Origin of the sequence: Micromonospora vinacea (assembly GCF_015751785.1) — a bacterium.
Taxonomy (GTDB): Bacteria; Actinomycetota; Actinomycetes; order Mycobacteriales; family Micromonosporaceae; genus Micromonospora; species Micromonospora vinacea.
Map to the genome: position 1 here is coordinate 2,548,777 of NZ_JADOTY010000001.1, position 23,130 is coordinate 2,571,906.

A 23,130-nucleotide genomic window follows, 5' to 3' on the forward strand; every position below is an offset into this window, starting at 1 on the left:
CGGTGACCTCTGTCACACACCGGCCCACCGGCTCGTCGGCACGGTCAGGACTGGACGGTGACCGGCACGGTCTTCAGCGACCCGTCACCGTTGCGGAACTCCAGCACGCCGAGGTAGCGCTGACCCGGGGCGAGACCGAACCAGCGCACTGTCAGGTTCGCCGTCGCGCCCGGCTGTACGCTGCGCTGCTTGGGGTCGATGGTGAACCGGCCGGTGGACGTGCCCGGCGCACCCGGCAGGTAACTGGTCACCGTGTACGCATTCGCGCCGTCCTCGATGTTCTCGGTGAACTCCTGCTCGACGACCACGATGTAGTCCCCGGCACCGTCCGGCAGCGTCACCTTGGCGCCGTCCCGGCCGCTGGCCGTGGCGGTGACGAACTTCCCGAACTTGTCGTAGACGTTGAGGCTGAACTCGGTGCACTCCATCACCCCCTCCTCGTCGTCCCAGTCGATGTGGGAGCAGGTGGGCCGCTCGGACGTCACCTGGACGAGTGGGCTGCGGGTTCCGGCCGGCACGTGCAGTGTGGTCCTGCTGATCGACTCGGGCAGCGGCACCGGCAGGTTGTTCGACGTGCTCCAGTCCCAGCTCGGGCCGTCGCCCTTCAGTGTGACCACGTTGCTGGTGCCCGAGGTCAGGCCGGAGAGCTGGGAGATCAGCTGACCCTGGTAGCCGACCTCGGCGGCGATCCGGACGCTGCCGAAGGTGCCCTTGCCGGTGATGGCGTCGGGGGCCACCAACCCGGAGTTGTGCACGACCAGCGGGCTGCGTACCGCGTGCTTGAACTGGTCGCGCCAGGTCAGCGAACCGTCGGCCCAGGTGTCGAACGCGCCGCCGGTGTTGGTGACCTCAACGGTGAAGCGGGCGCTCTTACCCGGGCGGATCTGCAACTTCTTCGGGGTGACCTTGACCTTGTAGCCCGGCGGGGCCTGCACCGACGAGGAGTAGGTGCTGGTCTTGTCGCTGACGTTGGTGACCGTACGGGTCACCGTCTGCTTGCCCACCATCCGGCCCAGCGAGATGGACGGGTAGTTGAGCTGTGCCGTGTCGATCGCGCCGGTCGTGTCGCAGCCGTCCAGGTCACCGAGCCCGTAGTCACTGCCGCGGTCGGCGGACACCCCGCACAGGTACTGGATCCAGTCCTGCTGGTTGGAGTCGTACACGAGGCCCGGGTCGAAGGCGCTGCCCGGCTCGACCTGGCCGGCGCCGTAGTTGAGTGGAGTCGCGTCGTACGTGCCGATCTTGATGGGGTTGCCCTTGTCGGTCTTGTCGACCGCGCTGGTCATCAGCGCCGAGCGGACCGCCGCCGGCGACCAACCGGGGTGCTTGGCCAGCAGCAGGGCGGCGATGCCGGCGATGTGCGGCGCCGCCATCGAGGTGCCCGACTCCAGGGCGAAGTCGTTGCCGCCGATGGACGGGGAGAACGCGGCGACGATGTCCTGGCCGGGCGCGCTGATGTCCGGCTTGAGCAGCTCACCGGCGTTGAGGTTGGACGGTCCGGCCGAGGAGAACGCGGCGACCGCGGGCGCCTCGACCGTCTCCAGCGTGCTCGGCGAGATGGTCGCCGTGGCGTTGCCCTTGGCGACGTACGCGGTCACGGTGGCCAGGTCGACCTCGTTGATGTGCACTGTCGGCACGGCCTGCACGTCGGCGTTCAGGGAGTTCAGTTCCTCGTTGTACAGCACCATGCCGACCCCGCCGGCCCGCGCCACCTCGATGCTCTTGTCGGTACGCGGGATCTCGCCGCGCAGGCAGAGCACGATCGCGCCCTTGACCTTGGCCGGATCCAACGTGTCGTCGGCGCAGAGGCCGGCACCGTAGGCACCGTCCGGGTCGATCGCGCTGTCCTTCGCGAAGACCAGTCGGGCCGGCCCGACACCGGTCTCGCCCATGCCCACACCGGCGATGGTGGTGCCGTTGCCGAGGGTGAGCTTGCGAGTGTTCTGCCGGTCGGTCGTGCTCGCGGCCACAGTGGTCAGCCAGGGCGTCGAGTTGTCGACGGTGTTGGCGAACGGGCCGGAGTTGCCGGCGGCGGCGGCGACGAACACCCCGGCGGCGGCCGCGTTGAAGAACGTCGCGTCGACCGCCCCGAACCGCTCGGTGTCGTCACCGATCGAGTAGTTGATGACGTCGACGCCGTCAGCGACCGCGTCGTCGATCGCGTGCACGATGTCGATGTCGGTGCCGGTCGCTCCGCCGGCACCGTTGTCGTACAAAGCCTTGTAGATCGCCAACCGCGCGGCTGGCGCCATGCCGGAGATCATGCCCAGGTCCTGGGTGCCCGACGTGGCCCGCACACCGTGGATGCCGGCCGCGGTGCTCGCCGTGTGGGTGCCGTGGCCGTTGCGGTCGCGCGGCGAGGAGTAGTCGTCGGGGAACGCCTCGGCGATGCCGCTGTCGTTGTACCAGCGCGCCCCGATCACCTTGTTGTTGCAGGTCACCGGTGCTTCGACGCCGACGTCGCAGGTGCCCTTCCACTTGGCGTCGATGACGGCCTGGTCGGGGCGAGGGCTGGGCAGCGGTGCGAAGCTCGCGCTCTCCGGCCAGTAGCCGCTGTCGATGACCCCGATGATCACGCCCTCACCGGCGTGGGAGTCACCACCGAACTCCTTCTTCCACACCCCACCCTTGCCGGTCAGGCCCAGGTAGTCGGGGGTGTGTGAGGTGGCGGCGTGCACCTTCTGGCTCTCGTACACCGCTCGGACACCCTTGGTGGCGCGCAGCCGGGCGGCCTGCGGCCCGGTCAGGTCGGCGGCGAAGCCGTTGAACGCGGTCTCCATGGTGACGCGGGTGCGCTCGGCCGGCACACCGACGTGGTCCAGCACCGACCTACGCTGCTGGCGCAGGTGATTCCGGTACGCGTTGGCGTTCCCCGACGTGCGGTTCAGCTTGGCCCCGTCGGCCGGCTTGGTCGCCGCGATCCCGGGAACCCCGCCGGTGTAGGTGGCCAGCGGCTCCTCGGCGAGCTGGACGAGGTAGCGGGCGGTCGGTCCACTACTGGCCGGCGCGGCGCTCGCGCTGGCGGGCAGGCTGGTCAGGCCGGCCGCGGTCAGCGCCACGGCGGCCAGCATGCTGACCCCGTACCTGGCCCGTCCGGTCCGATCTGCGTTCGGTTGTGGCACGTCGTTGCCTCCACGTTCGGTGCCGGCCGTCACGACTGATGACGGTGGCCGAAACCTAGGATCGGTACCGATCATCGAGAAGCACCCGTAACCTGGCTGTCATCTTGGAAACAAGCTCGTAACACAACGGGTACTTTGCGCGTCATTTGGGAGCGCCGACCTGGGGGATCCATGCCATTTGGTCGGTTGCCCGTGCCGTCAGCCACCCGGCCATCGTCCGTCCCATCCGGACGATCCCTGGCGCGGCTGGTCCGACGCTCATCTACCCCTGGTACGACGGCAGCGTCCTGAACCACGCCACAGTTCACGGCGTGGACCGCAGCGCGCTGACCCGGTTCCAGCGCCTGCCGGCACCGCAGATCGAGGTGGCACTCGACGCGATCCTCGACGCCCACCTCGCCGTCAGCGCCGCCGGCCTGGTCGCGGTGGACCTCTACGACGGCTGCTTCCTGTACGACTTCGCCGCCACCCGGAGGTGGCCCCCGGCGCACCGGCGGGATCCGCCAGCGGGCTGGCCGGGTCCTGAGGGCGAGCGGCGGCGTTCACCGCAGGCTTGGCGGGGCAACAGCAACCAGCGCCGGGTCGTGGAACGAGCGACGAGGCAGGCGCCGGCCGCTCGGTACCCCGACGTACCAGCACTGGTCCGAGCCTGGCGGCTGGCGACACCCTGAACCAGACAGTGGCGCGTTCCCGAGGGGTTGGCCCAGGCGTGCCGTCACGTCGGAGTTCGGCGGGGACCTACGGCCGCTTGGATTCCCGCGTCGCCGGACGCCTGGAGCGTCGCGCACGTCGTACAGCGGGCAGAGCGTCGCGCGCGTCGTCGAGCGTGCAGAGCGTTGCCCGCGTCGTCAAGCGTGCAGACCAGCCTGCTTCGTCGCGCGGGCAATGCGTCCATCCGCGCTGTTGAGCATGCACAGCAGCCCATGACGCCCCGTCGAGCAGGCCGAGCGCAGCACCGGCCCAGGGCCCGGCACCGAGATTAAGTCCCCTCACTGCGACCCAGGTGCGGATGTGGTTGCCCGGCTTGAGGGGTGATCGTTCTCGGCTGGCTGCCCCTATGTTCGTCGGTGGTAGTGGTTGCGGCGGGGGAGTTGTTCGGGGTCGAGCCAGGCGGGTGGGATGAATTCGGGGTGGCCGTCGTTGCCGAGTTGGACGGCCCAGTCGCTGTGGTGCAGGTGTCGGTGGTGGTGGCCGCAGAGGAGAACGGCGTTGGCCAGGCTGGTGGTGCCTCCGTCGGCCCAGTGGTGGATGTGGTGGGCGTCGCACCAGCGGGGTGGGCGGTCGCAGCCGGGGAAGACGCAGCCGCGGTCGCGGAGTACGAGGGCGCGGCGCAGTGGGCCGGTGATGAGGCGGCGTTGTCGGCCGACGTCGAGGGGTTGGCTGGCGCTGCCGAGGACGGCGGGCAGCAGGGTCGCGTCGCAGGCGAGTCGACGCACGGCCTCGGGTGTGAGGCTGAGGCCGGTGTCGAGGGTGCCGCTGCTCAGTTGCCGGGTTAGTTCGTCGTAGGTGGTGGTGATGACGATCTGCGCGGGGTCGCCGCCGCTGTCGGGCAGTTCGCCGGTCCGGAGGGTGAGTCGGCAGATGTCGGTGAGGGCGTCGTGGCGGCGTTGTCCGGGGGATCGGGTGTCGTCCGGTCCGGACGGGGTGGTCAGTGGGCCGATGGCGGCGCGGAGCAGGCCGGCGGTTTCGGCGTCGAGGGTGCCGGTGAGTCGGAGTCGGCCGTCGGTCTGCTCGGAGAGGGTGAGGTGGCGGTCGTGGGTGGCGCGGCGTGCTTCGGCGTCGAGGGCGGCTTGGGCGGCGGCGTCGGCGATGTCGGGGGCGACGTGGTCGAGGATGCGGGTGCCGAGTTTGCGGAGGTGGGTGGGGTCGAACTGGGTGGCCCAGCCGACGAGCACACCGACCGCTTTGTCGGCGGTCTCGGCGTCGGCCGACGTGTTCATGGTGTCGACGGTGTCGGCGATGACCCGGGCCTGGTCCAGGGTGATGGCGCCATCAGCCAACGCTTGTCGGATGCCGGGGTTGCCGGTGTCGAGGGCGGTGGCGAGGTCGATCAGGCGGCGGGCGGCGGGAACGGTCAGTCGCAGTCGTTCGCGTAACCAGACCGCGGTGTTGGAGGCGCCGTGGGTGCGGGCGGTGCCGCGCCCGTCGACCTCGCGGATAAGGGTGAGGGTGACGGCGGCGAGGCGTTGCTGAAGGCGGTACGCGGCGTCGAGCGCGGCGATCAGCTCCCGTTCCGGCAGGGCCCAGGCGGGGGCGTCGATGCAGGCCGCGACCGCGTCGTCTGCCTGCGCCAACTCCTCGACCATACCCCGACACTAGAACAGGTGTATGACACTTCCAGTCACCATGATCGATTGGACTGACGGCACCCGGCGCGGAGTTTGGCGGGACCCAACTCCGGCCGGAAGCGTGCCGGCAGTGTGGCTTCGGGGCGAGGTCGTGGCCCGGAGCGTCAGTCGCGCCGGACGAGGCCGGGGCCGGCGATGATGTCGATGTCGCCGTCCGCGATCTCGTGGCCGGCGGCGCAGCGGAGCACCGCGCGGATGGGCTCGCCGCAGTCGTGGTGGGTGGCGACGATGGACGGGCCGGTGTCGGTGGCGGCCCAGGTGTCGCCCCAGTTGCGCAGTGCGGTGATGACGGGCAGGAGTTCGCGGCCCTTGCGGGTGAGTTGGTACTCGTGGCGGGTGCGCTGCCCGGGCTCCCGGTAGGGGATTCGTTCGAGCAGCCCGGCGGTGACCATCTCCTTGAGTCGGGCGGCCATGGCGGGCTCGCCGACGCCGACCCGGCGGACGAAGTCGTCGAAGCGGCGCGTGCCCAGCAGGGCCTCGCGCATGATCAGGACCGTCGACCTGCTGCCCACGATGTCCATCGCCCGGGCCACCGAGCAGTTCTCGCTCGTCCAGGAATCGCGATCGTCTCGTAGGTCCTCCATGTCATCCAGCCTACCTGACTTGCGTGAGGGCTAGCCAGGTGATTCACTGGGGTGCGCTGACTTCAGCAGACGCAAGTCAGACCGCCAGCCTGAAGGATCTTCAGTGACCACCAGCGCCACAGCCCCGACCCCACCCGGGAAGACCCCATCCGGCGGGACCCCACCCGGAGCGACAGCACCCGGGAAGACCCCGGCCGGCACCGCCCACTCATCCTTGCGTGGCTCCCGCCCGGTGACCCTGATCGCCATGTGCCTGGGCGCGATGATCACGTTCCTGCAGATCACCGCGACGGTCTCCGCGCTGACCACGATCCAGCGGGACCTGCGGGTCGACCCGACCACGGTGGTCTGGATCCCCAGCGCCTACACCCTGATGGTGGCGAGCGTCGTGTTGTCCGCGGCCACCCTGGGCAGCCGCTACGGGCGTAAGCGCATGTTCGGTGCCGGGGTCGTGGCGATGATCGTCGGCGCAGCCGTCGTGGCCGGCGCTCCGACAGTCGCGTGGGTGATCGTCGGGCAGTTGGTCGCCGGCCTCGGTGGGGCCCTGATCCTGCCGAACAGCCTGGCGATCCTCGGCGCGACCTTCACCGACCCGCACCGACGGACCGAGGTGATCACCGCCTGGTCGGCGGCGTCCGGCATCGGGCTCGCGATCGGCCCGCTCATCGCCGGCTTCCTGCTGCGGAACTACCAGTGGCACAGCGTCTACCTGTCGACGATCGCGTTGGGCCTGGTCACTCTCGTCGTCGCCATCGTCGGGGTGGCCGAGTCCCAGCCGAGCCCCGCCCGACTCGACGTGCCCGGCCTGCTGCTGGGCACCGTCGCCATCGCGGCCGCCGTCTACGCGCTGATCCAGGGCGGCAAGGTCGGCTACACCAGTCCGGTGGTGTCAGTGGCCTGGGTCGTCGCTGTCGTCGCACTTGTCGCGTTCGTGTTTGTCGAACTGCGGACCGGCGCGCCGATGCTCGACGTACGGCTGTTCCGGTCCGCGTCGTTCAGCGCCGTCATGGTGGTCGGCGCGGTGTCGCTGTTCGGTTTCACCGGCGTGGCGATCCTGCTGGTCCTCTTCCACGAACGCGCCCAGGCGCTCAGCCCGCTGGACACCGGTTGGCGGATGCTGGTGCTCTTCGGCGCCTACGTGCTTGTCGCCTTCGGTGCCGGGCGGGCGATCCGTCGTACCGGATTCAAGGCGCCGTTGACCCTCGGCCTGGTCCTCGGTGCGGTGGCCAGCTTCGCGCTGGCGAACCAGGGGCCGACCACGTCGTTCGGTGACCGCTGGGCGCTGTTCGCGTTGTTCGGCGCGGCCAGCGGTCTGGTGGTGGCCCCGGCGACGGCGGCGGCGTTGGCCAGCGTCGCGCCCGCCCAGGCCGGCATGGCCTCCGGCGCTGTCAACGCCGCCCGCCAGGTCGGCTCGGTGCTCGGCTCGTCAGTGCTCGGCACGCTCCTCACCACCACGATGGTCGCCGACCTGCCGGACCGGCTCGCCGCGCACCAGGTCGGCGAACCCACCCGTACCGCAGTGCGGGCGGCGGTGGCCTCCGGCGCCAACAGCGACCAACCGCTGCCCGACCCGGTCCGGGCGGCGATCGCCGAGGCCCTGACCTCCGGTGTGCAGGCCGGGTTGCGGATCAACGGCGTCGTCTTCCTCGTCACCGCCGTGCTGGCGCTCACCCTCATCCGCAACCGGCCCCACCAGCACTGAGGCCAGCGCCCCGACTGCGCCGATCGCCACGAAGATCAGCTGATGGCGGTCAACCCGTGTTCACGGCCGCGGTGACCTCGACCTCCAGCACCGCGCCGTCGAGAAAGAGCCGGCTCACCTCGACGGTGGTGCTGGCGGGCCTGGTCTGCCCGAAGTAGCGGTTGCGGACGTCCGCGTAGCCGGCCAGGTCGCCGAGGTCGGTCATGAACGTCCGGACGTGCAGCACGTCGGCGAAGGTGGCACCGTGTGCCGCGAGCAGCGCGCCGATCAACTCGAAGATCCGTTCGGACTGCATCCGCACGTCGCCGGGTGCGACCACCGCGCCGGCGTCGTCCACCCCGACCTGACCGGAGAGCATCAACAGCGCGCCCCCCGGCAGGTCGAGGCGGGCGACGTGCGCGAACCGGTCGCCGAACGGCGCGGCGACGGTCGCGGGGTTGTCCAGGGTCAGGTTCACTAACTCTCCTCGGCTGCGGCGGTGTCGGTGAGACGGGCGATGTCGCCCTCCGGATGGCGCGCGGCCGCCAACGCCGATGCGGCGGCGCGCAGCAGGGGCGCCGGAGCGTCGCCGAGCACGTCGAGGGCGAGCCGGGCGTCCTTGGCGGCCAGGGCGGCGGCGAACGCGGCGTCCGTGGCGGTCGCCCGGGCGACCGCGCCGCCGAGCGGCCCGGTGGCGAGCGCCTCGAGGGCCGTACGCCTGTCGACGCCGACGGCGTCCGCGACGGCGAGGGCGTCCGCGACCGCGGTGACCGCCGTGATCAGCGCGGTGTTGAGCACCAGCTTCAACGCGGCGCCCCGGCCGGAGCCGCCGCAGCGACGGACGGTGCCCAACGTCCCCAGCAGCGGGGCGATCCGCTCGACGACCGCCTCTTCCCCACCGGCCAACACCACGAGCCGGCCCGTCTCAGCAGCTTCCGCACTGCCGGCGACCGGAGCGTCAACCAGCGGTACTCCCGGCGGCAGCAGGGTGGCCAGTTCGGCCACGGCCCGGGGACCGATGGTGGACATCTCGATCACGGGGGTGCCCGGCCGCAGCGCCAGTGCCGCACCGGAGTCGACAAGCGTGTGCCGGACGGCGACCGCATCGGTGAGCATGGTGATCACCACGTCGGCGTCGCGGACCGTCTCGGCTGGGCTGCCGGCGGCTCGCGCCCCGGCGTCGACGAGCGGCGCCGCGCGGGCGGACGTGCGGTTCCAGACGGTGAGCCGATGGCCGGTGGCCAGCAGCCGACGGCCGATCGCGGTGCCCATCGTGCCCGTACCCAACAGGGCGATCTTGTTCATATCACCAACGCTAGGGGGCGGGGAGTCATGCCACCAGCGCCTGTTATGCATCGTTGCCATGCTGCGGGAGCATGTCACGATGCAGCTGAACGCGCTCCAGGTCTTCCGCGCCGTCGCCGAGCACGGCTCCATCACGGCTGCGGCCCGCAGCCTGCGCTACACCCAGTCGGCGGTGTCCCGACAGATCGCCGCGCTGGAAGCCGAGACCGGGTCGCCGTTGCTGGACCGGTTGCCGCGCGGCGTCGCCCTGACCGAGCAGGGCCGTTGCCTGCTCGGCCACGCCGAGGCGGTGCTCGACCGGCTGGACACCGCCCGGCGGGATCTGGCGGCGCTGCGCGACCTGTCCGCCGGCCGGTTGCGGGTCGGCGCGTTCCCCACGGCGGTCGCCGCGCTTGTGCCACGTGCTCTGGCCAGCTTCAAGTCCGACCATCCCGAGGTGGCCCTGTCGCTTGTCGAAGGGCTCACTCCGGGGCTGCTGGAGCGCCTGGTCGCCGGCGACGCCGACGTCGCCGTGGTGAGCGCCGCGTCGGACCAGCCGCTCGACGGCGACCAGTTCGACCTGCACCACCTCGTCGACGAGACGCTTCTGGTGGCCGTCCCCCGGACGCATCGGCTCGCCCACCGGCGGACCATCCGCCTGCATGACCTGGCCGACGAGTCGTTCATCGCCGGCTCGGCGACAGCCGAGGAAACTCTGCTGCGAGCGACCCTACCGGCGGGTTTTCGCCCGCGGATCGACATCGTCGCGGCCGAGTGGACCGGCAAGCTGGGCTGTGTCGCGGCCGGTCTGGGCGTCGCGCTGGTGCCGGCCCTGGCCGTACGCGCCGCTCCATCCGACCTGACCCTGCTCCGCCTGCACCCTGACGACGCCTCCGTCCGGCGGATCTTCGCCGCGACCGTCGCTGGGCGGAGCCGACCACCGGCGGTGCGGCGGTTCCTCAGTCATCTGGACCGGGCGGCGGGCCTGAGCGAAGCGGGCAAGTGACGCGGACCGCCGTGCGGCGGTCCGCGTCCCCGGCGTCAGCCGCCGATGGTGTCGAGTTCCTCGATCGCGTCGGCCGGCAGTTTCAGGTCGGCCGCCGCCATGTTCTCCCGCAGGTGCGCCACGCTGGAGGTGCCGGGGATCAGCACGATGGTGGGGGAACGCTGGAGCAGCCAGGCGAGGGCGACCTGCTGCGGCGAGGCGCCCAGCCGGGCGGCCACGCTGTCGAGCGTGTCGGACTGCAACGGCGTGAACCCGCCGAGCGGGAAGAACGGCGCGAAGGCGATGTTCTCGGCTGCGCACCTGTCGACCAGGGCGTCGTCCTGCCGGTTGGCGACGTTGTAGAGGTTCTGCACCGTGACCACCGGCGCGATGGCCTGGGCCTCGGTGATCTGGGCGGAGGTGACGGTGCTGAGCCCGAGGTGCCGGATGAGGCCCTGCTCGCGCAGCTCCGCCAGAGCGCCGAACTGCTCAGTGATGGGTGCGTCTTCGGGGCCGTGCGCCGAACCCACCCGCAGGTTGACCACGTCGAGGACGTCCAAGCCGAGGTGATCGAGGTTTTCCCGGACCTGGGCCTTGAGGTCATTCGGCTCCAACGACATGATCCAGGAGCCGTCGGCGCCGCGGCGCGCGCCGACCTTGGTGACCAGGTGCAAACCCTTGGGGTACGGGTGGAGCGCCTCGCGGATCAACTCGTTGACCACGAAGGGCCCGTAGAAGTCGCTGGTGTCGATGTGCCGGACGCCCAGGTCGACAGCCTCGCGGAGCACGGCGAGCGCCTGCTCGCGGTCGCGGGGCGGGCCGAAGACACCCGGGCCGGCCAACTGCATCGCCCCGTAGCCCATTCGGCTCAGTGTGAGGCCGTCAGCGGGGGTGAGGGCACCGCCGGGAAGATTCTCGCTCATGTCATCCTCTGTCCGTCGTCGTCGTGACATCCGGGGCCGCTCGGAACAGGCCCTCCGACGACTGTGCGCCGGCATCAACCCCGGCGGCAGGGCGAGCTGTTCCTGGTAGTGACACAGCCAGTCACCGGGCCGCCCGGCGATCTACCGTCGGTGGCATGGACGCAACGAACCCGCTCGGCGAATTCCTGCGTGCCCGCCGTGAGCAGACCCGGCCCGAGGACGTCGGGCTCGGCCCTGGCGTGGGCCTGCGCCGGGTGCCGGGGCTGCGGCGCGAGGAGGTGGCGATGCTGGCCGGCATCAGCGCCGACTACTACCTCCGGTTGGAGCAGGGTCGTGAGCGGCACCCTTCGGTGCAGGTCCTCGATGCCCTCGCCGGAGTGCTGCGGCTGGACCCGGAGGCGACCGCGTACATGATCGGGTTGAGCCGTGCGCGGTCGCGCCGGGCGGCCCGACCGGCCGTCGAGCGGGTGCCGGCCAGCATCCTGCACCTGCTGCGGCAGCTCTCCATGCCGGCGTTCGTGCAGAATCGCTACCTCGACATCCTGGCCTCGAACCCGATGGCGAGGGCGCTGTCGCCGAACCTCGCCCCGGGCGCCAACCGACTTCTCGCGGTGTTCCTGGACCAGGCGGAGCGGGAGCTGTTCCGCGACTGGAGGCAGGCGATGCAGAGCGTGGTGGGGCAGATGCGTGCCGACTCGGGCGGCGCCACCGACGACCCACGGTTGACGGCTCTGGTGGGGGAGTTGTCACTCAAGAGCGACTGCTTCCGCCAGCTGTGGGCGCGTCACGAGGTGCGTCGGCGGGAGGGCATTGTCAGCCGGCTGCACCACCCCGAGGTGGGCGACCTCGACCTGTACTGCGACAAGCTCGCGGTGGCGGGCGCCGACGGGCAGCTTCTGGTGATCTACCACGCCGAGCCCGGTACGGAGTCCGCCCGCTCGTTGGCGCTGCTCGGCTCGATTGCCGCCAGCACCGCGGACGACGCGCCGGAGAGCGTCCGACCCGGTGACCCGGCTCGCCTCTATCCGCTGGAGTGAGCCGGTCAGGGCCGCTGCGGGGCCGTCCGGGTGGGGATGTGCTCGTAGCGCTTGCGCATGGTCTCGCTGGCGGCCGGACCGGCGGCGAAGACGAAGTCGGCGTCGTCGAGCGGGCGACCGGTGCTGCGGTCCACGATCACCGGATCGGCCTCCATGCCGGTGGTCCGGTCCACGAGGATCATGCTGCGCTCGCTCGGGTCGAGGCGTGAGTTGCCCCAGGCGGCGAGGGCGACGACGACGGGTCGCAGGCTGCGGCCGAGGTCGGTGAGGACGTACTCGTAGCGGTCCGGCCTGGTCTGGTATCGCCGACGTTCGAGCAACCCCTGACCGGTGAGGGTCTTGAGCCGGCTGGTCAGGATGCTCGACGAGACGCCAAGGTTGGCCTGGAACTGATCGAACCGGGTGTAGCCGTCGAAGGCGTCATGCAGGATCAACAGCGTCCACCACTCGCCCACGTGGCCCAGCGCGCTGGACAGCGGGCATTCGCGGTCCTCCAAGCGGATCTTCCCGGCCACAACAGTGCCTCTCCTGAGTAGGTGCTAGTGTCGAAGTTAGTAGGTGCTATTTCAGAAGTAACTATACGACGAGGCGTTCGGCCGCGTCTGGAAAGGGCTCCGACCATGACCGACACCCAGGCCGCACCGGCCATCATCCGCCGCTACTTCGAGCTGGCCGGCCAGCCCGACTCCGCGGACTACTTCGCCCTCTTCGCGGAGGACGCCGTGGTCGAGGACGAGTCGACCGAGCACCGGGGCATCGACGCCATCCGCCAGTGGCGTCGGTCCGTGCCGCTGGTGTCGTACGAGATCACCGACGTCGAGGACACCCCCGCCGGCACCGTCGTGACCGCGACGATCACCGGCGACTTCCCCGGCAGCCCGTTCGCCGGCCTCCGGTACCGCTTCGGCGACTACGACGACAACGCGATCCGGCTGCTGCGCATCGCACCCTGACGACCAGCGACGGCCTTGGCGGGCGCCGGCCCTGACGTGCTGAGCGACGACTTGACGGCACTTGTTTGTGAGTGCACACTTACAAACATGCGATCGACTGCCGAGGCCCGCCGGGTCACCGTCCTGAACACCGCCGTGTCGGTGTTCGCACGCGCCGGCTTCCACGCCACCCCGGTCACCGCAGTGGCCGCCGCCGCCGGCATCTCCGAGGCGTACGTCTTCCGGCTCTTCTCCGGAAAGCTCGGCTTGTTCGTGGCGGCGGCCGGGGCGTGTTTCGACCGGATCGCCGACGCGATCGAGGCGGGTGCGGAGAGCGCCGAGGGCGACAGCTCGGAGGAGATCCTCGACGCCATGGGCGGCGCCTACGCGGAGTTGATCGCCGATCGCGACCTGCTGCTCTTCCAGGTGCAGGCGCAGGCCGTCACGGACATCCCGGAGGTCGCCGAGGCGGTGCGGGCCGGCTACCGGCGGGTCGCGACCTTCGTGCAGAGTCGCGCCCGGGCCAGCGACGCGCAGGTGCAGCAGTTCTTCGCGTACGGCCAGCTGTGCCACCTGATCGTGACCGCCGGCCTGGAGCAGGTCCCGGAGCCCTGGGCTCGCGCGCTGACCGCCGGCATTCGCCACCCCTGACCGACCCCGATGCTGGGCCGCCTCGGCGGCCCAGTTTTTGAGCCTGATAAGTGTGTGAGTGCACACTTACAAACAAAGGGAGAAACCGATGACCACCGAGACGACGATCACCGAAGTGGTGCTGCCCGGCGTGGTGGAGCCCGACGGCCTCCTGCTGCACCGACGCGCGATGCCCGTCCCCGCCCGGGGGCAGGCGCTCGTCCAGGTCGAGGCCACCGGCATCTCCTTCGCCGAGCAGCAGATGCGCCACGCGCTCTACCCCGGCCAGCCGAAGTTCCCGTTCGTGCCCGGCTACGACCTGGTGGGCACCGTCCGGGCGGTCGGTCCCGGCGGCGACGACGCGCTGGTCGGCACCCGGGTGGCGGCGGTCACCAAGACCGGTGCCTGGGCAACGCACGCGCTTGTCGACATCGACGCCCTGGCCCCCGTACCCGAGGGTCTGGACCCCGCCGCGGCCGAGACCGTCGTCGTGAACGGGGTGACCGCCTGGCAGATGCTGCGGGACGCCGACCTGACGGCCGGGCAGACCATCCTCGTGCACGGCGCGAACGGCGGCGTGGGAAGCGTGCTCGTCCAACTCGGCCGACACCTCGGCCTGCGGGTCATCGGCACCGCCGCCGCCCGGCACCACGCCGGGCTGCGCGAACTCGGCGTCGAACCGCTCGACTACCGCGACCCGGACATGGCCGCCCGGGTCCGCGAGCTGTCGCCGCGAGGCGTCGACGCCGTCTTCGACCCGGTCGCCGGCACTGGCGTACGCACCTCGTACGCCCTGCTCGCCCCCGGCGGCAAGCTGGTCGTCTACGGCAACGCCGCCGCCGTCGGCACCGGGCAGTCGGTCGCGTGGGTCTTCGTGAAGCTGCTGACCCGCCTCTACACCTGGAACGCGCTGCCCAACGGCCACCGGGCCGGTTTCTACAACTTCTGGGCCGGTCAGCTCACCCGCCGCGCCGCGTTCCGCCGTCGCCTGCGTACCGACCTCGGCATCGTGCTCGACCTGCTGCGGCAGGGAGTGATCGTGCCGCAGATCGCCGCCCGCTACCCCCTCAGCGAGGTCTCCGCGGCGCTGGTGTTCGCAGAGAATCGCAGCCGGGCCGGCAAGGTGGTGCTGGAGCCCTGACCTTCGGCCCGTCCAGGGCGCTGGTGCGGCGGGACGCCGCGAGGGCGTACGGTGAACATGTCGCCCGGGACCCCGGTGGCCGCCAGACGCCGTCGCCACCAGCCCGCCAGGGGCGTTACCGCTCATCTTCTCCATCGCCGCGACGTACCGGTCGTGTCGGCTGATCGCAGACCGCGTCCCGACCGACCGGTCGCCGCGTCATCGGTGTCCGGCGGTCGGTCGCCCGACGCGCACTCGGGATCATTCATCCGTGCGAATTGTTCCGAACGCCTTAATGAGGGAGTAACAGATGAGGATCGCCAGGGATCGGATCGTCACCGCACTTCGCGACCGGGGTCAGCAGGCCCGGGCCGACTGGGTCGAGCGCGAGCTGCCGGAGCAGGTGGACCCGGCCAAGCACTCCGGGCTGCTCGCCACCCTGAACCTCAACCCAGCTGATCTCGTCGACGCGTCATCCCCTTGAGGATTGCGCTGCTCGGACCGGTCGCCTGGCGTACGCCCCCACATCACTACGGCCCGTGGGAGCAGGTGACCGGCCTGCTCGCCGAGGGGCTGGTCAGCCGCGGGGTCGACGTGACGCTCTTCGCGACACTGGACTCGGTCACCTCCGCCCAGCTCGACGGCGTCTGCCCACGGGGGTACGCGGACGACCCGGACCTGGACGGCCGGGTGTGGGAGGCGATGCACGTCTCCCACGCGATGGCCCGCTCGGCGCAGTTCGACCTGGTGCACAGTCACCTGGACTGGCTACCCCTGGCGTTCGCTGAACACTGCCGAGCGCCACTGCTGACCACAGTGCACGGTTTCTCCGGCGCGGGGATCCTGCCCGCCTATGGCCGAGCCCGCTCGTCGTACGTGTCGATCTCCGACGCCGACCGGGCGCCGGAGCTCGACTACGTGGCCACGGTCCACCACGGCGTCGACGTCGGCGGACTGCCGTTCACCAAAGAGGCCGGTCCTGGGCTGGCAGCCTTCGGCCGGATTCACAGGGACAAGGGCACCCACACCGCCATCGAGATCGCCCGCCGCGCCGGCCGACCCCTGACCATCTGCGGGATCGTGCAGGACGAGCGGTACTTCGCCGAGCAGGTCGCCCCACACATCGACGGCGACCAGGTCGTCTTCCTCGGGTCGGTGGGCCCGCAACGGCGTGCCGAGGTGCTGGGTGACAGCACCGCGCTGCTGCACCCGATCGCCTTCGACGAGCCGTTCGGGCTGTCGGTGGTGGAATCGATGGTCTGTGGCACCCCGGTCGTCGCCTATCGGCGAGGGTCCATGCCCGAGGTCGTCGACGAAGGGGTGACGGGTCTGCTCGTCTCCACCGTCGACCAGGCGGTCGAAGCGATCACCCGGGCCGCCGGCCTCGATCGGGCGGAATGTCGGGCGCGGGCTTTGAAGCGCTTCAGCGCGGACCGGATGGTCACCGACTATCTGGACGTCTACGACAAGCTCGTCCGCAACTGACTGAACCGCACCGCTCTCCGTTCCGCCGGTCACACACGCTGACCGGCGTGCGCCGTCACCGCGTGAGGCTCACCCCGTACTCCTGCGGTGGCCGACAACCGGAAGGCCCGACGTTCATGCCCAGCTACGGATTCCTCAGCACCCACCCACCGACCCGGTGCGGACTGGCCACCTTCAACGCGGCCCTCGCCGCCCAGTTGACCGCCGACGGCACCCGCGGCGGCATCGTTCGGGTCACCGATCACGGCGACGACCAGCGGCCCGTGCCCGGGGTGGTGCACACCTGGTCGGCGCGCGACCCGGCCGGCTGGCGGGAGGCGGCGGCCGCGCTGAACGCGTACGACGTGGCGATCGTCCAGCACGAGTACGGCATCTATCCCGGCACCGACGGCGAGGAGGTCCTGCCGTTGCTGCGGCGGCTCAGCGTGCCGAGCATCGTGGTTCTGCACACTGTGCTCCGTCAGCCCTCGGCCCGGCAGAAATCCCTGTTGGAGCAGATCGTGGCGACCGCCGGAGCAGTCGTCACGATGACCGACACGGCCCGCGACCGGCTGCTCGTCGGGTACGCGGTGCCAGCGGGCAAGGTGACGGTGATCCCGCACGGCGCGGACGAGCTTGCCGGTGTACCCGTCGACCGGCGTACCCGCCCGCACCTGCTGACCTGGGGGCTGCTCGGGCCGGGGAAGGGCATCGAGTGGTCGTTGCGGGCCCTCGCGCGGTTGCAGGATCTGGAACCGACTCCGACCTACACGGTGGCGGGGCGGACCCACCCGAAGGTGATCGAGCACCACGGTGAGGCGTACCGGGCGGGCCTTCACCAGCTCGGTGCCCAGTTGGGCGTCGCGCATGCCGTCGACTACCAGGACGTCTACCACGACCAGGAGGCGCTGGGCCGGTTGATCCGCTCCGCCGACGTGGTCGTCCTGCCCTACGACTCCCGCGAACAGGTCACATCCGGGGTGCTCATCGAAGCGGTGGCCGCCGGGGTTCCCGTCGTGGCGACGGCGTTCCCGCACGCCGTCGAGCTGTTGACCGGTGGGCCCGGTCTGGTCGTACCCCACCAGAACCCGGCGGCACTGGCCAAGGCGATCCGGCGGGTCCTGATCGAACCGGGCCTGGCCGCCCGGTTGGCCGGACGGGTTCGTCCGCTGGCCGCGCACCTGCGTTGGCCCGCAGTGGCGGCCCGCTACGGCGCTCTCGCCGACGAGCTCATCGAGGCCCGTTCACCCGCCGTCAGCGCCGTGCCCGCGTGACGGCGACCACCGGACGCCCCCGGACGTCGACGGTTGGGCGCTGGGCGACGGCACCCGCGCCGAGCTTCGCGCACCTGGCTCGGCTGAGCGACGACACCGGTCTGTTCGAGCACGCACGGCACGCCATCGTCCGGCGTGAGCATGGTTACTGCACCGACGACGTGGCCCGTGGCCTGGTGGTCGTCAGCCGTGAGCCGGAGCCGAGCGAGGAACTGCTCCGGCTGGCAGAGCGGTACCTCGCGTTCCTGACCCACGCGCAGGACGCCGGCGGCGCGTTCCGCAACCGGCTCGGGCACGACCGGCGTTGGGTCGACGCACCAGGGCTCGGCGACTGGTGGGGTCGAGCTCTGTGGGGCCTGGGCACGGCCGTCGCCCGCAGCCCCGCCCCATGGGTACGCGAGGAGGCGCTTGTCGCCTTCAGCCGGGGCGCCACCCGGCGGACGAAGGCCCCGCACACGATGGCCTTCGCCGGTCTGGGCGCGGCGGAGGTGCTCCGTCGTCACCCGGGTCACGTCGCCGCCGCGTCCCTGCTGGCGGACGCGGCCAGCACCATCGGCCCGCCGGCCTCCGATCGGGGATGGCCGTGGCCACGGCAGGAGTTGACGTACGCCAACGCCGCCCTCGCCGAGGTGGTCATCGCCGCGAGTCAGCTCCGTGAGGGCGGCCCACCTCTCGATGACGGACTGCGCATGTTGACCTGGCTGCGCGATGTCCAGCTCCGCGATGGGCGGATGTCTGTCGTACCCGCCGGGGGTTGGCGGCGCGGCGCCGTACGGCTGCACCACGACCAGCAGCCGATCGAGGTGGCCGCCTTCGCCGATGCCTGCGCCACGGCGGCCGTGGTCACCGGGGACCCGGAGTGGGACGACGGGGTACGGCAGGCGGTCGGGTGGTTCCTCGGCGACAACGACCTCGGCACGCCGATGTGGGATCCGGCGACCGGCGGTGGCTACGACGGGCTGACCGCGCACGGGCCCAACCTCAACCAGGGCGCCGAGTCCACCCTCGCGCTCATCTCCACCCTGCAGCACGCCCGGCGGTGGTCGTGACAGGGGGTCTGGCCGTCCGGCAGGACGTCACCCTCACCCCGGATCCGCGCCGCGTCATCGTCAAGCTCTTCGTTCCGGGTGAGGACGCCGCTGTGGTGCGGACCCGCGCGCAGGCGCTCATCGACCGGGTCGCGCACCTCGACGACGAGGAGACCGCCCGGCTGCTGCGGGACACCCTCGACCGGTTCGGCGCCCGGCACCGCGACCTGGCCGGTACCTTCCACCACCACTACGACCTGGTCCGGCACCGCGCCGCGCGGGCCCGGGATCTCTCGCCGAACAGCCGGCTGCTGGTCGGCGCCTACTTCAGCCACGAGTACGCCGTCGAGGCCGCCGCCCTGTGCAACCCGTCGATGGTGGTCCACCCGGACCAGACCGATCTCGGCCCGGGGCAGCTGCGCGTCGCTGTCAGCCTGCGCCAGGTCGGGGAGGGGCACGTGTCCTCGATCGGGTTCGCCTCGGCGATCGTCGGTCCGGGGGAACAGCTCACGATCGCCGACCGGTCCGGGCCGCTGGCCGTCGGGCAGCGGACGGGCGTACGGCACCGTCGGGACCTGCTCGTCGCCGGCCTGGCCGAGGAGAACTGCGACAACGAGGTCGCGGCCACCGTGCTGGACGCGTTGCCCGAGTGGTACGACGAGGCCGCCTTCGAGCGGGTGCTCGGCAACCTGCCACCCGATCTGCTCTCCCGCAGCACCGGGTTGGGGACCGTCGAACAACTGCGTCGTACCAACGCCGGTAGCTACGCCACTGCCTTCCCCGCGGACACGGACCTGCATCAACGGGTGCTCTGGCCGGCCACCCCGGCGGAGAGCAACGGCATGGAGGACGCCCGGTTCGTCCGCTTCGTCGATGAATCCGGGCCGGTGTACCGGGCCACCTACACCGCCTACGACGGTAGAAACATCGCCACCCGGGCGCTGACCAGCGCCGACCTGCGCCAGTTCGAGATGACCCCGATGCGCGGGCCGGGTGCCCGGAACAAGGGGCTGGCGCTGTTCCCGCGTACCGTCGGCGGCCGGCACCTGGCACTGTGCCGTGCCGACGGCGAGACCATCGGCCTGACCGCCCTGGACGGCGAGAGCCGCTGGCAGGCACCGACCCCGTTGCACGCACCGGGCGAGAGCTGGGAGTTGATCCAGGTCGGCAACTGCGGATCACCGATCGAGACCGACGTCGGCTGGCTCGTGCTCACCCACGGTGTCGGGCCGATGCGTCGGTACGCGATCGGTGCGCTCCTGCTCGACCTGCACACGCCGGAGCGGGTCGTCGCCCACCTGCCCGGCGCGCTTCTCGCACCCGACGAGAACGACCGGGACGGGTACGTGCCGAACGTCGTCTACTCCTGCGGTGCGCTCGTGCACGACGGTGAGCTGTGGATGCCGTACGGGGCGAGTGACGCCCGAGTGGGATTCGCCACCGTGCCGCTCTCCGCGCTCCTCGGCGCGATGGTCGGGGCTGGCGGAGAATGCCCTGGGGCGGGGTAGCCTCACCGCTGGACAGGGGGAGGTGGAGCGTGGCCGACGTCGGCGAGGTGGTTCGTTGGTTGCAGCTCAACGCGCCCCGGGGTGGCCCGGACGAGGTATCGCAGTTGGTGGCCCAGGCGGCCCCCGCGATCGACGCCAGCGAGATCGTGATCTATCTGGCCGACTACACGCAGACCCTGCTCGTGCCGCTGCTCGGCGCGGGTCTCGACCGGGACCAGTTGCCGATCGAGACGACGCTCGCCGGCCGGGCCTTCACCACCCTCGACATCCAGCGCGCACCCGACAGCCCCGACCGGGTGTGGGTGCCACTGCTGCTCGGGTGTGAGCGGATGGGCGTACTGGAGATCGTCTCGCCGGCCGCCGCCGACGAGACGATGGACGGCGTGGCCTGGGAGGTGGCGGTCAACGTCGCCCAGATCCTGGTCAACCGCCGGCTCTACGGTGACGTGGTCGAGCGGATGCGGCGGCGGATGCCGATGCAGGTCGCGGCCGAGATCGTCTGGGGTCTGCTCCCACCGCTGACCTTCGCCACCGACGACCTGGTGGTCACCGCCATCCTCGAACCGTGCTACGACGTCGGCGGCGACATCTTCGACTACGCGTTGAACGACGATGTGCTCAGCGTGGGGCTCTTCGACACCTGTGGGCACGGCATCAAGGCGAGCACCCTCGCCTCGCTGGTGGTCAGCGCGTACCGCAACGCCCGTCGGTGTGGCCTCGACCTGGTCGACACGGCGATCAGCATCGACCGCTGGGTGCGGTCCGAGCACCCGAACTTCTTCGCGACCGGGTTGCTCATCGAGCTGGACCGCCAGACCGGCCGGCTCAGCATGATCAACGCGGGGCATCCCGGTGCGATGTTGCTGCGCGACGGCAAGGCCGTTCGGGAGCTTCCGGGGCCGACAGCGCTGCCGCTCGGCCTGGGCCACCTCTCCCCGCGCCGTCCGCGGGTGCACGTGGAGAATCTGCACCCGGGTGACCGCATCCTCGCCTACACCGACGGCATCACCGACGCCCGTAGCGCGGAGGGGGAGCAGTTCGGGCTGGACCGGCTCGTCGACTTCGTCAACCGTGCCCTCAACGACGGGTTGCCCAGCCCGGAGACGATGCGTCGGCTGGTCCGCGCGGTCGTCGGCTACCAGGACGCCCAGCTCGACGACGACGCGACGGCCCTCTTCGTGGAGTGGCGGCCACCGCACCTGCCGCTCGCTCACCTCCGCGATCTCGCCGCTGGCACCGGACCCTGACCGCGCAGTGGGATTTTGCACTCGCAGTGCACTTGTCTCCGATTGCGGGGCTGTCTAGCGTCACCTCATGGCTGACTCATGGACCTTCGCCGTGGCGCGTGACGACCTCGGGCAGACCACGCTCGTCGATGGCTCCGCCCCCACCCTGACCGAGGGCGAGGCGCTGCTGCGGGTGGACCGCGTCGGCCTCACCGCCAACAACGTGACCTACGCGGTGCTCGGCGACTCGATGCGCTACTGGCAGTTCTTTCCGCCGGCGGCCCAGGGGCTCGGGCCGCGGTGGGGCCTTCCGCCGCTCTGGGGCTTCGCCGAGGTGGTCGGCTCGACGGTGGCGGGGGTCGAGGTGGGGCAACGGATCTACGGCTACCTTCCGCCGGCCGGTCACCTCGTGGTGCGGCCGGACCGGGTGGACGCGTCCGGGTTCCGCGAGGCGAGCCCGCACCGGGCCGAGCTGCCCTCGCCGTACAACGCGTACCGGTCTACCACGGGCGACCCGGCGTACCAGCGTGACCAGGAGGATCTGCTGATCCTGTTCCGGCCGCTGTTCTTCACCTCGTTCATGCTGGCCGACCAGGTGGTCGACAACGACTTCTACGGTGCCGAGGCCCTGCTGCTGTCGTCCGCGTCGAGCAAGACCGCGTACGCCGCCGCGTTCGAGCTGCACCGGCGTGGGCCGCGCCTGGTCGGTCTCACCTCACCGGGCAACCTGGCGTTCACCCGGTCGCTCGGCTGCTACGACGAGGTCGTGTCGTACGACGACATCGACGCCCTCGACGTGGTCCCGACCGTCTACCTCGACCTGTCCGGCGCGCCCTCGACCCGCGCCGCCCTGCGGGGGCGCCTCGGCGACCGGCTCGTCCGGGACATCGCGGTCGGGCTGACCAACCAGACGCCGAACGCCGACGCCGCGGAGGAGGTGTTCTTCGCGCCGGTGCAGATGCGCAAGCGCGGCCACGACTGGGGCCGTGACGGCCTCGACCAGCGGTTCACCGAGGCCTGGCAACGCTTCGCCGCCGTGGTGAGCGGGTGGCTCGACGTGCGGGTGGGTGCCGGGCCGGCGGCGCTGCAACACGCGTGGCTCGACGTTCTCGCCGGTCGTACGCCGCCGCGGGTGGGCCACGTCGTCCAACTCTGATCAGCTCAGGCGGCGATGTCCGGAGTGAGCTGGAGGCGCAGCGCGGCAAGCGACCGGGTGATCAGCCGGGACACGTGCATCTGCGAGACGCCGATCCGGTCGGCGATCTGGGCCTGGGTCAGGTTGCCGTGGAAGCGCAGGCTCAGGATCTGGCGCTCGCGTTCCGGCAGCGTGGCGAGGGCCGGACCGAGGGCGACCCGGATCTCGACGAGATCGAACGCGCGGTCGTCGTCGCCGAGGGTGTCCCCGAGCTCCCGGCTGCCGTCAGCCCCGGTCGGGGTGGACAGCGACGTGGCCCGGTAGGCGCGCGCACCCTCCAACCCTTCCAGGACGGTCTCCTCGGACACGTCGAGGTAGGACGCGATGTCGGCGACTGTCGGCGAGCGGCCGAGGTTCTGGGTCAGGGCGCTGTTCGCCGCGGTGATCGACAGGCGCAGCTCCTGGAGGCGACGGGGGACGCGCACCGCCCAGGTGCGGTCCCGGAAGTACCGCTTGATCTCGCCGATGATTGTGGGAATGGCGTACCCGCTGAAGTCGACACCCCGGTCGTGGTCGAAGTTGTCCACGGCCTTGATGAGGCCGACGCAGGCGGTCTGGGTCAGGTCGTCGTCGGAAGCGCCGCGTCCGCCGTAGCGGCGGGCCAGGTGCCGGGCCAGCGGCAACCACGCCTCGATGGCGCGGTCCCGCACTGCCGGGCGGCGGGGGTCGTCCGCCGGGGTCGCCGCCAGGGCGGCGAGGAGGTCGTCCGGGCTCTGCTCGCTGATCCGCTGATCGGTGCTGGTGGCGTTGTCGACGATGGTGGCCATGTGGGTGGTCCTTCCCGCAGGC

The 23,130-nt window shown here is 71.1% G+C and carries 22 protein-coding genes; 14 read left to right on the forward strand and 8 right to left on the reverse strand.

Translation table 11 applies throughout. The annotated features are described in order from the left end of the window. Window positions 1–44: 44 nt before the first annotated feature. Entirely contained in the window at window positions 45–3,122 is a 3,078-nt protein-coding gene (locus IW249_RS12260) for a S8 family serine peptidase (RefSeq protein ID WP_307788573.1), read from the reverse strand. Between the two features lie 311 nt (window positions 3,123–3,433). Here IW249_RS12260 and IW249_RS34230 point away from each other — a divergent pair, with 311 nt between their 5' ends. After that, window positions 3,434–3,793, forward strand: a complete 360-nt coding sequence (locus tag IW249_RS34230; RefSeq protein ID WP_231392497.1) for a hypothetical protein — start codon at window positions 3,434–3,436, stop codon at window positions 3,791–3,793. Window positions 3,794–4,177: 384 nt separating this feature from the next. On the opposite strand, the gene IW249_RS12270 is transcribed toward IW249_RS34230, so the two are convergent. Together IW249_RS12270 and IW249_RS12275 are read right to left on the reverse strand one after the other, a co-directional pair. After that, window positions 4,178–5,428 carry an HNH endonuclease signature motif containing protein gene (locus IW249_RS12270; RefSeq protein WP_196920838.1) on the reverse strand — a complete coding sequence of 417 codons (1,251 nt, stop codon included), beginning with the start codon at window positions 5,426–5,428 and terminating at the stop codon, window positions 4,178–4,180. A gap of 146 nt (window positions 5,429–5,574) precedes the next feature. After that, the gene (locus tag IW249_RS12275) at window positions 5,575–6,054 is read right to left on the reverse strand and encodes a winged helix-turn-helix transcriptional regulator (RefSeq protein WP_196920839.1); all 480 of its coding nucleotides are present in this window, start codon (window positions 6,052–6,054) and stop codon (window positions 5,575–5,577) included. A 232-nt stretch (window positions 6,055–6,286) separates the two neighbouring features. Between IW249_RS12275 and IW249_RS12280 the strand changes: the two genes are divergently transcribed. Continuing rightward, window positions 6,287–7,756, forward strand: coding sequence for an MFS transporter (locus IW249_RS12280; RefSeq protein WP_307788574.1), 1,470 nt, complete (start codon window positions 6,287–6,289; stop codon window positions 7,754–7,756). 49 nt (window positions 7,757–7,805) lie between these two features. On the opposite strand, the gene IW249_RS12285 is transcribed toward IW249_RS12280, so the two are convergent. Then, window positions 7,806–8,213 carry a RidA family protein gene (locus tag IW249_RS12285; RefSeq protein WP_196920840.1) on the reverse strand — a complete coding sequence of 136 codons (408 nt, stop codon included), beginning with the start codon at window positions 8,211–8,213 and terminating at the stop codon, window positions 7,806–7,808. Beyond that, the gene (locus tag IW249_RS12290; protein WP_307788812.1) at window positions 8,213–9,172 is read right to left on the reverse strand and encodes an NAD(P)-dependent oxidoreductase; all 960 of its coding nucleotides are present in this window, start codon (window positions 9,170–9,172) and stop codon (window positions 8,213–8,215) included. The genes IW249_RS12285 and IW249_RS12290 overlap by 1 nt, the downstream gene beginning before the upstream one ends. On the opposite strand from IW249_RS12290, the gene IW249_RS12295 reads away from it, so the two are divergent. Then, window positions 9,120–10,025 (forward strand): LysR family transcriptional regulator, encoded by a 906-nt coding sequence (locus tag IW249_RS12295; RefSeq protein ID WP_196920842.1) that lies wholly within the window; start codon window positions 9,120–9,122, stop codon window positions 10,023–10,025. The two genes, IW249_RS12290 and IW249_RS12295, sit on opposite strands and share 53 nt — an antisense overlap. A gap of 35 nt (window positions 10,026–10,060) precedes the next feature. Here IW249_RS12295 and IW249_RS12300 read toward each other — a convergent pair whose 3' ends face one another. Then, window positions 10,061–10,927: an oxidoreductase gene (locus IW249_RS12300; protein ID WP_196920843.1), complete on the reverse strand. Its 867-nt coding sequence runs from the start codon at window positions 10,925–10,927 to the stop codon at window positions 10,061–10,063. Window positions 10,928–11,082: 155 nt separating this feature from the next. Here IW249_RS12300 and IW249_RS12305 point away from each other — a divergent pair, with 155 nt between their 5' ends. Beyond that, entirely contained in the window at window positions 11,083–11,964 is an 882-nt protein-coding gene (locus IW249_RS12305) for a helix-turn-helix domain-containing protein (protein WP_196920844.1), read from the forward strand. 5 nt (window positions 11,965–11,969) lie between these two features. Here the strand turns inward: IW249_RS12305 and IW249_RS12310 are convergent, their stop codons facing one another. Next, on the reverse strand, window positions 11,970–12,479 hold the full coding sequence (locus tag IW249_RS12310; protein ID WP_196920845.1) for a winged helix-turn-helix transcriptional regulator: 510 nt from the start codon (window positions 12,477–12,479) through the stop codon (window positions 11,970–11,972). A gap of 105 nt (window positions 12,480–12,584) precedes the next feature. On the opposite strand from IW249_RS12310, the gene IW249_RS12315 reads away from it, so the two are divergent. The 10 genes from IW249_RS12315 to IW249_RS12360 all read left to right on the forward strand — a co-directional run bounded on the left by IW249_RS12315 (window position 12,585) and on the right by IW249_RS12360 (window position 22,302). Then, window positions 12,585–12,917 carry a nuclear transport factor 2 family protein gene (locus IW249_RS12315; protein ID WP_196920846.1) on the forward strand — a complete coding sequence of 111 codons (333 nt, stop codon included), beginning with the start codon at window positions 12,585–12,587 and terminating at the stop codon, window positions 12,915–12,917. An 87-nt stretch (window positions 12,918–13,004) separates the two neighbouring features. Then, entirely contained in the window at window positions 13,005–13,547 is a 543-nt protein-coding gene (locus tag IW249_RS12320) for a TetR/AcrR family transcriptional regulator (protein WP_196920847.1), read from the forward strand. Window positions 13,548–13,635: 88 nt separating this feature from the next. After that, window positions 13,636–14,667: a medium chain dehydrogenase/reductase family protein gene (locus IW249_RS12325; protein ID WP_196920848.1), complete on the forward strand. Its 1,032-nt coding sequence runs from the start codon at window positions 13,636–13,638 to the stop codon at window positions 14,665–14,667. A 289-nt stretch (window positions 14,668–14,956) separates the two neighbouring features. Then, window positions 14,957–15,130: a hypothetical protein gene (locus tag IW249_RS12330; RefSeq protein WP_196920849.1), complete on the forward strand. Its 174-nt coding sequence runs from the start codon at window positions 14,957–14,959 to the stop codon at window positions 15,128–15,130. Further along, the gene (locus IW249_RS12335) at window positions 15,127–16,131 is read left to right on the forward strand and encodes a glycosyltransferase family 4 protein (protein ID WP_196920850.1); all 1,005 of its coding nucleotides are present in this window, start codon (window positions 15,127–15,129) and stop codon (window positions 16,129–16,131) included. The genes IW249_RS12330 and IW249_RS12335 overlap by 4 nt, the downstream gene beginning before the upstream one ends. Before the next feature lie 116 nt (window positions 16,132–16,247). Then, window positions 16,248–17,384, forward strand: coding sequence for a glycosyltransferase (locus IW249_RS12340; RefSeq protein ID WP_196920851.1), 1,137 nt, complete (start codon window positions 16,248–16,250; stop codon window positions 17,382–17,384). Then, the gene (locus IW249_RS12345) at window positions 17,381–18,433 is read left to right on the forward strand and encodes a glycosyltransferase (protein WP_196920852.1); all 1,053 of its coding nucleotides are present in this window, start codon (window positions 17,381–17,383) and stop codon (window positions 18,431–18,433) included. Before IW249_RS12340 ends, IW249_RS12345 begins: the two co-directional genes overlap by 4 nt. Next, window positions 18,430–19,920 carry a glycoside hydrolase family 130 protein gene (locus tag IW249_RS12350; RefSeq protein WP_196920853.1) on the forward strand — a complete coding sequence of 497 codons (1,491 nt, stop codon included), beginning with the start codon at window positions 18,430–18,432 and terminating at the stop codon, window positions 19,918–19,920. The genes IW249_RS12345 and IW249_RS12350 overlap by 4 nt, the downstream gene beginning before the upstream one ends. 29 nt (window positions 19,921–19,949) lie before the next feature. Then, the gene (locus IW249_RS12355) at window positions 19,950–21,167 is read left to right on the forward strand and encodes a PP2C family protein-serine/threonine phosphatase (RefSeq protein ID WP_307788575.1); all 1,218 of its coding nucleotides are present in this window, start codon (window positions 19,950–19,952) and stop codon (window positions 21,165–21,167) included. 67 nt (window positions 21,168–21,234) lie between these two features. After that, window positions 21,235–22,302 carry a DUF2855 family protein gene (locus tag IW249_RS12360; protein WP_196920855.1) on the forward strand — a complete coding sequence of 356 codons (1,068 nt, stop codon included), beginning with the start codon at window positions 21,235–21,237 and terminating at the stop codon, window positions 22,300–22,302. 5 nt (window positions 22,303–22,307) lie between these two features. Here IW249_RS12360 and IW249_RS12365 read toward each other — a convergent pair whose 3' ends face one another. Next, entirely contained in the window at window positions 22,308–23,108 is an 801-nt protein-coding gene (locus tag IW249_RS12365; RefSeq protein ID WP_196920856.1) for a SigB/SigF/SigG family RNA polymerase sigma factor, read from the reverse strand. Window positions 23,109–23,130: the final 22 nt, after the last annotated feature.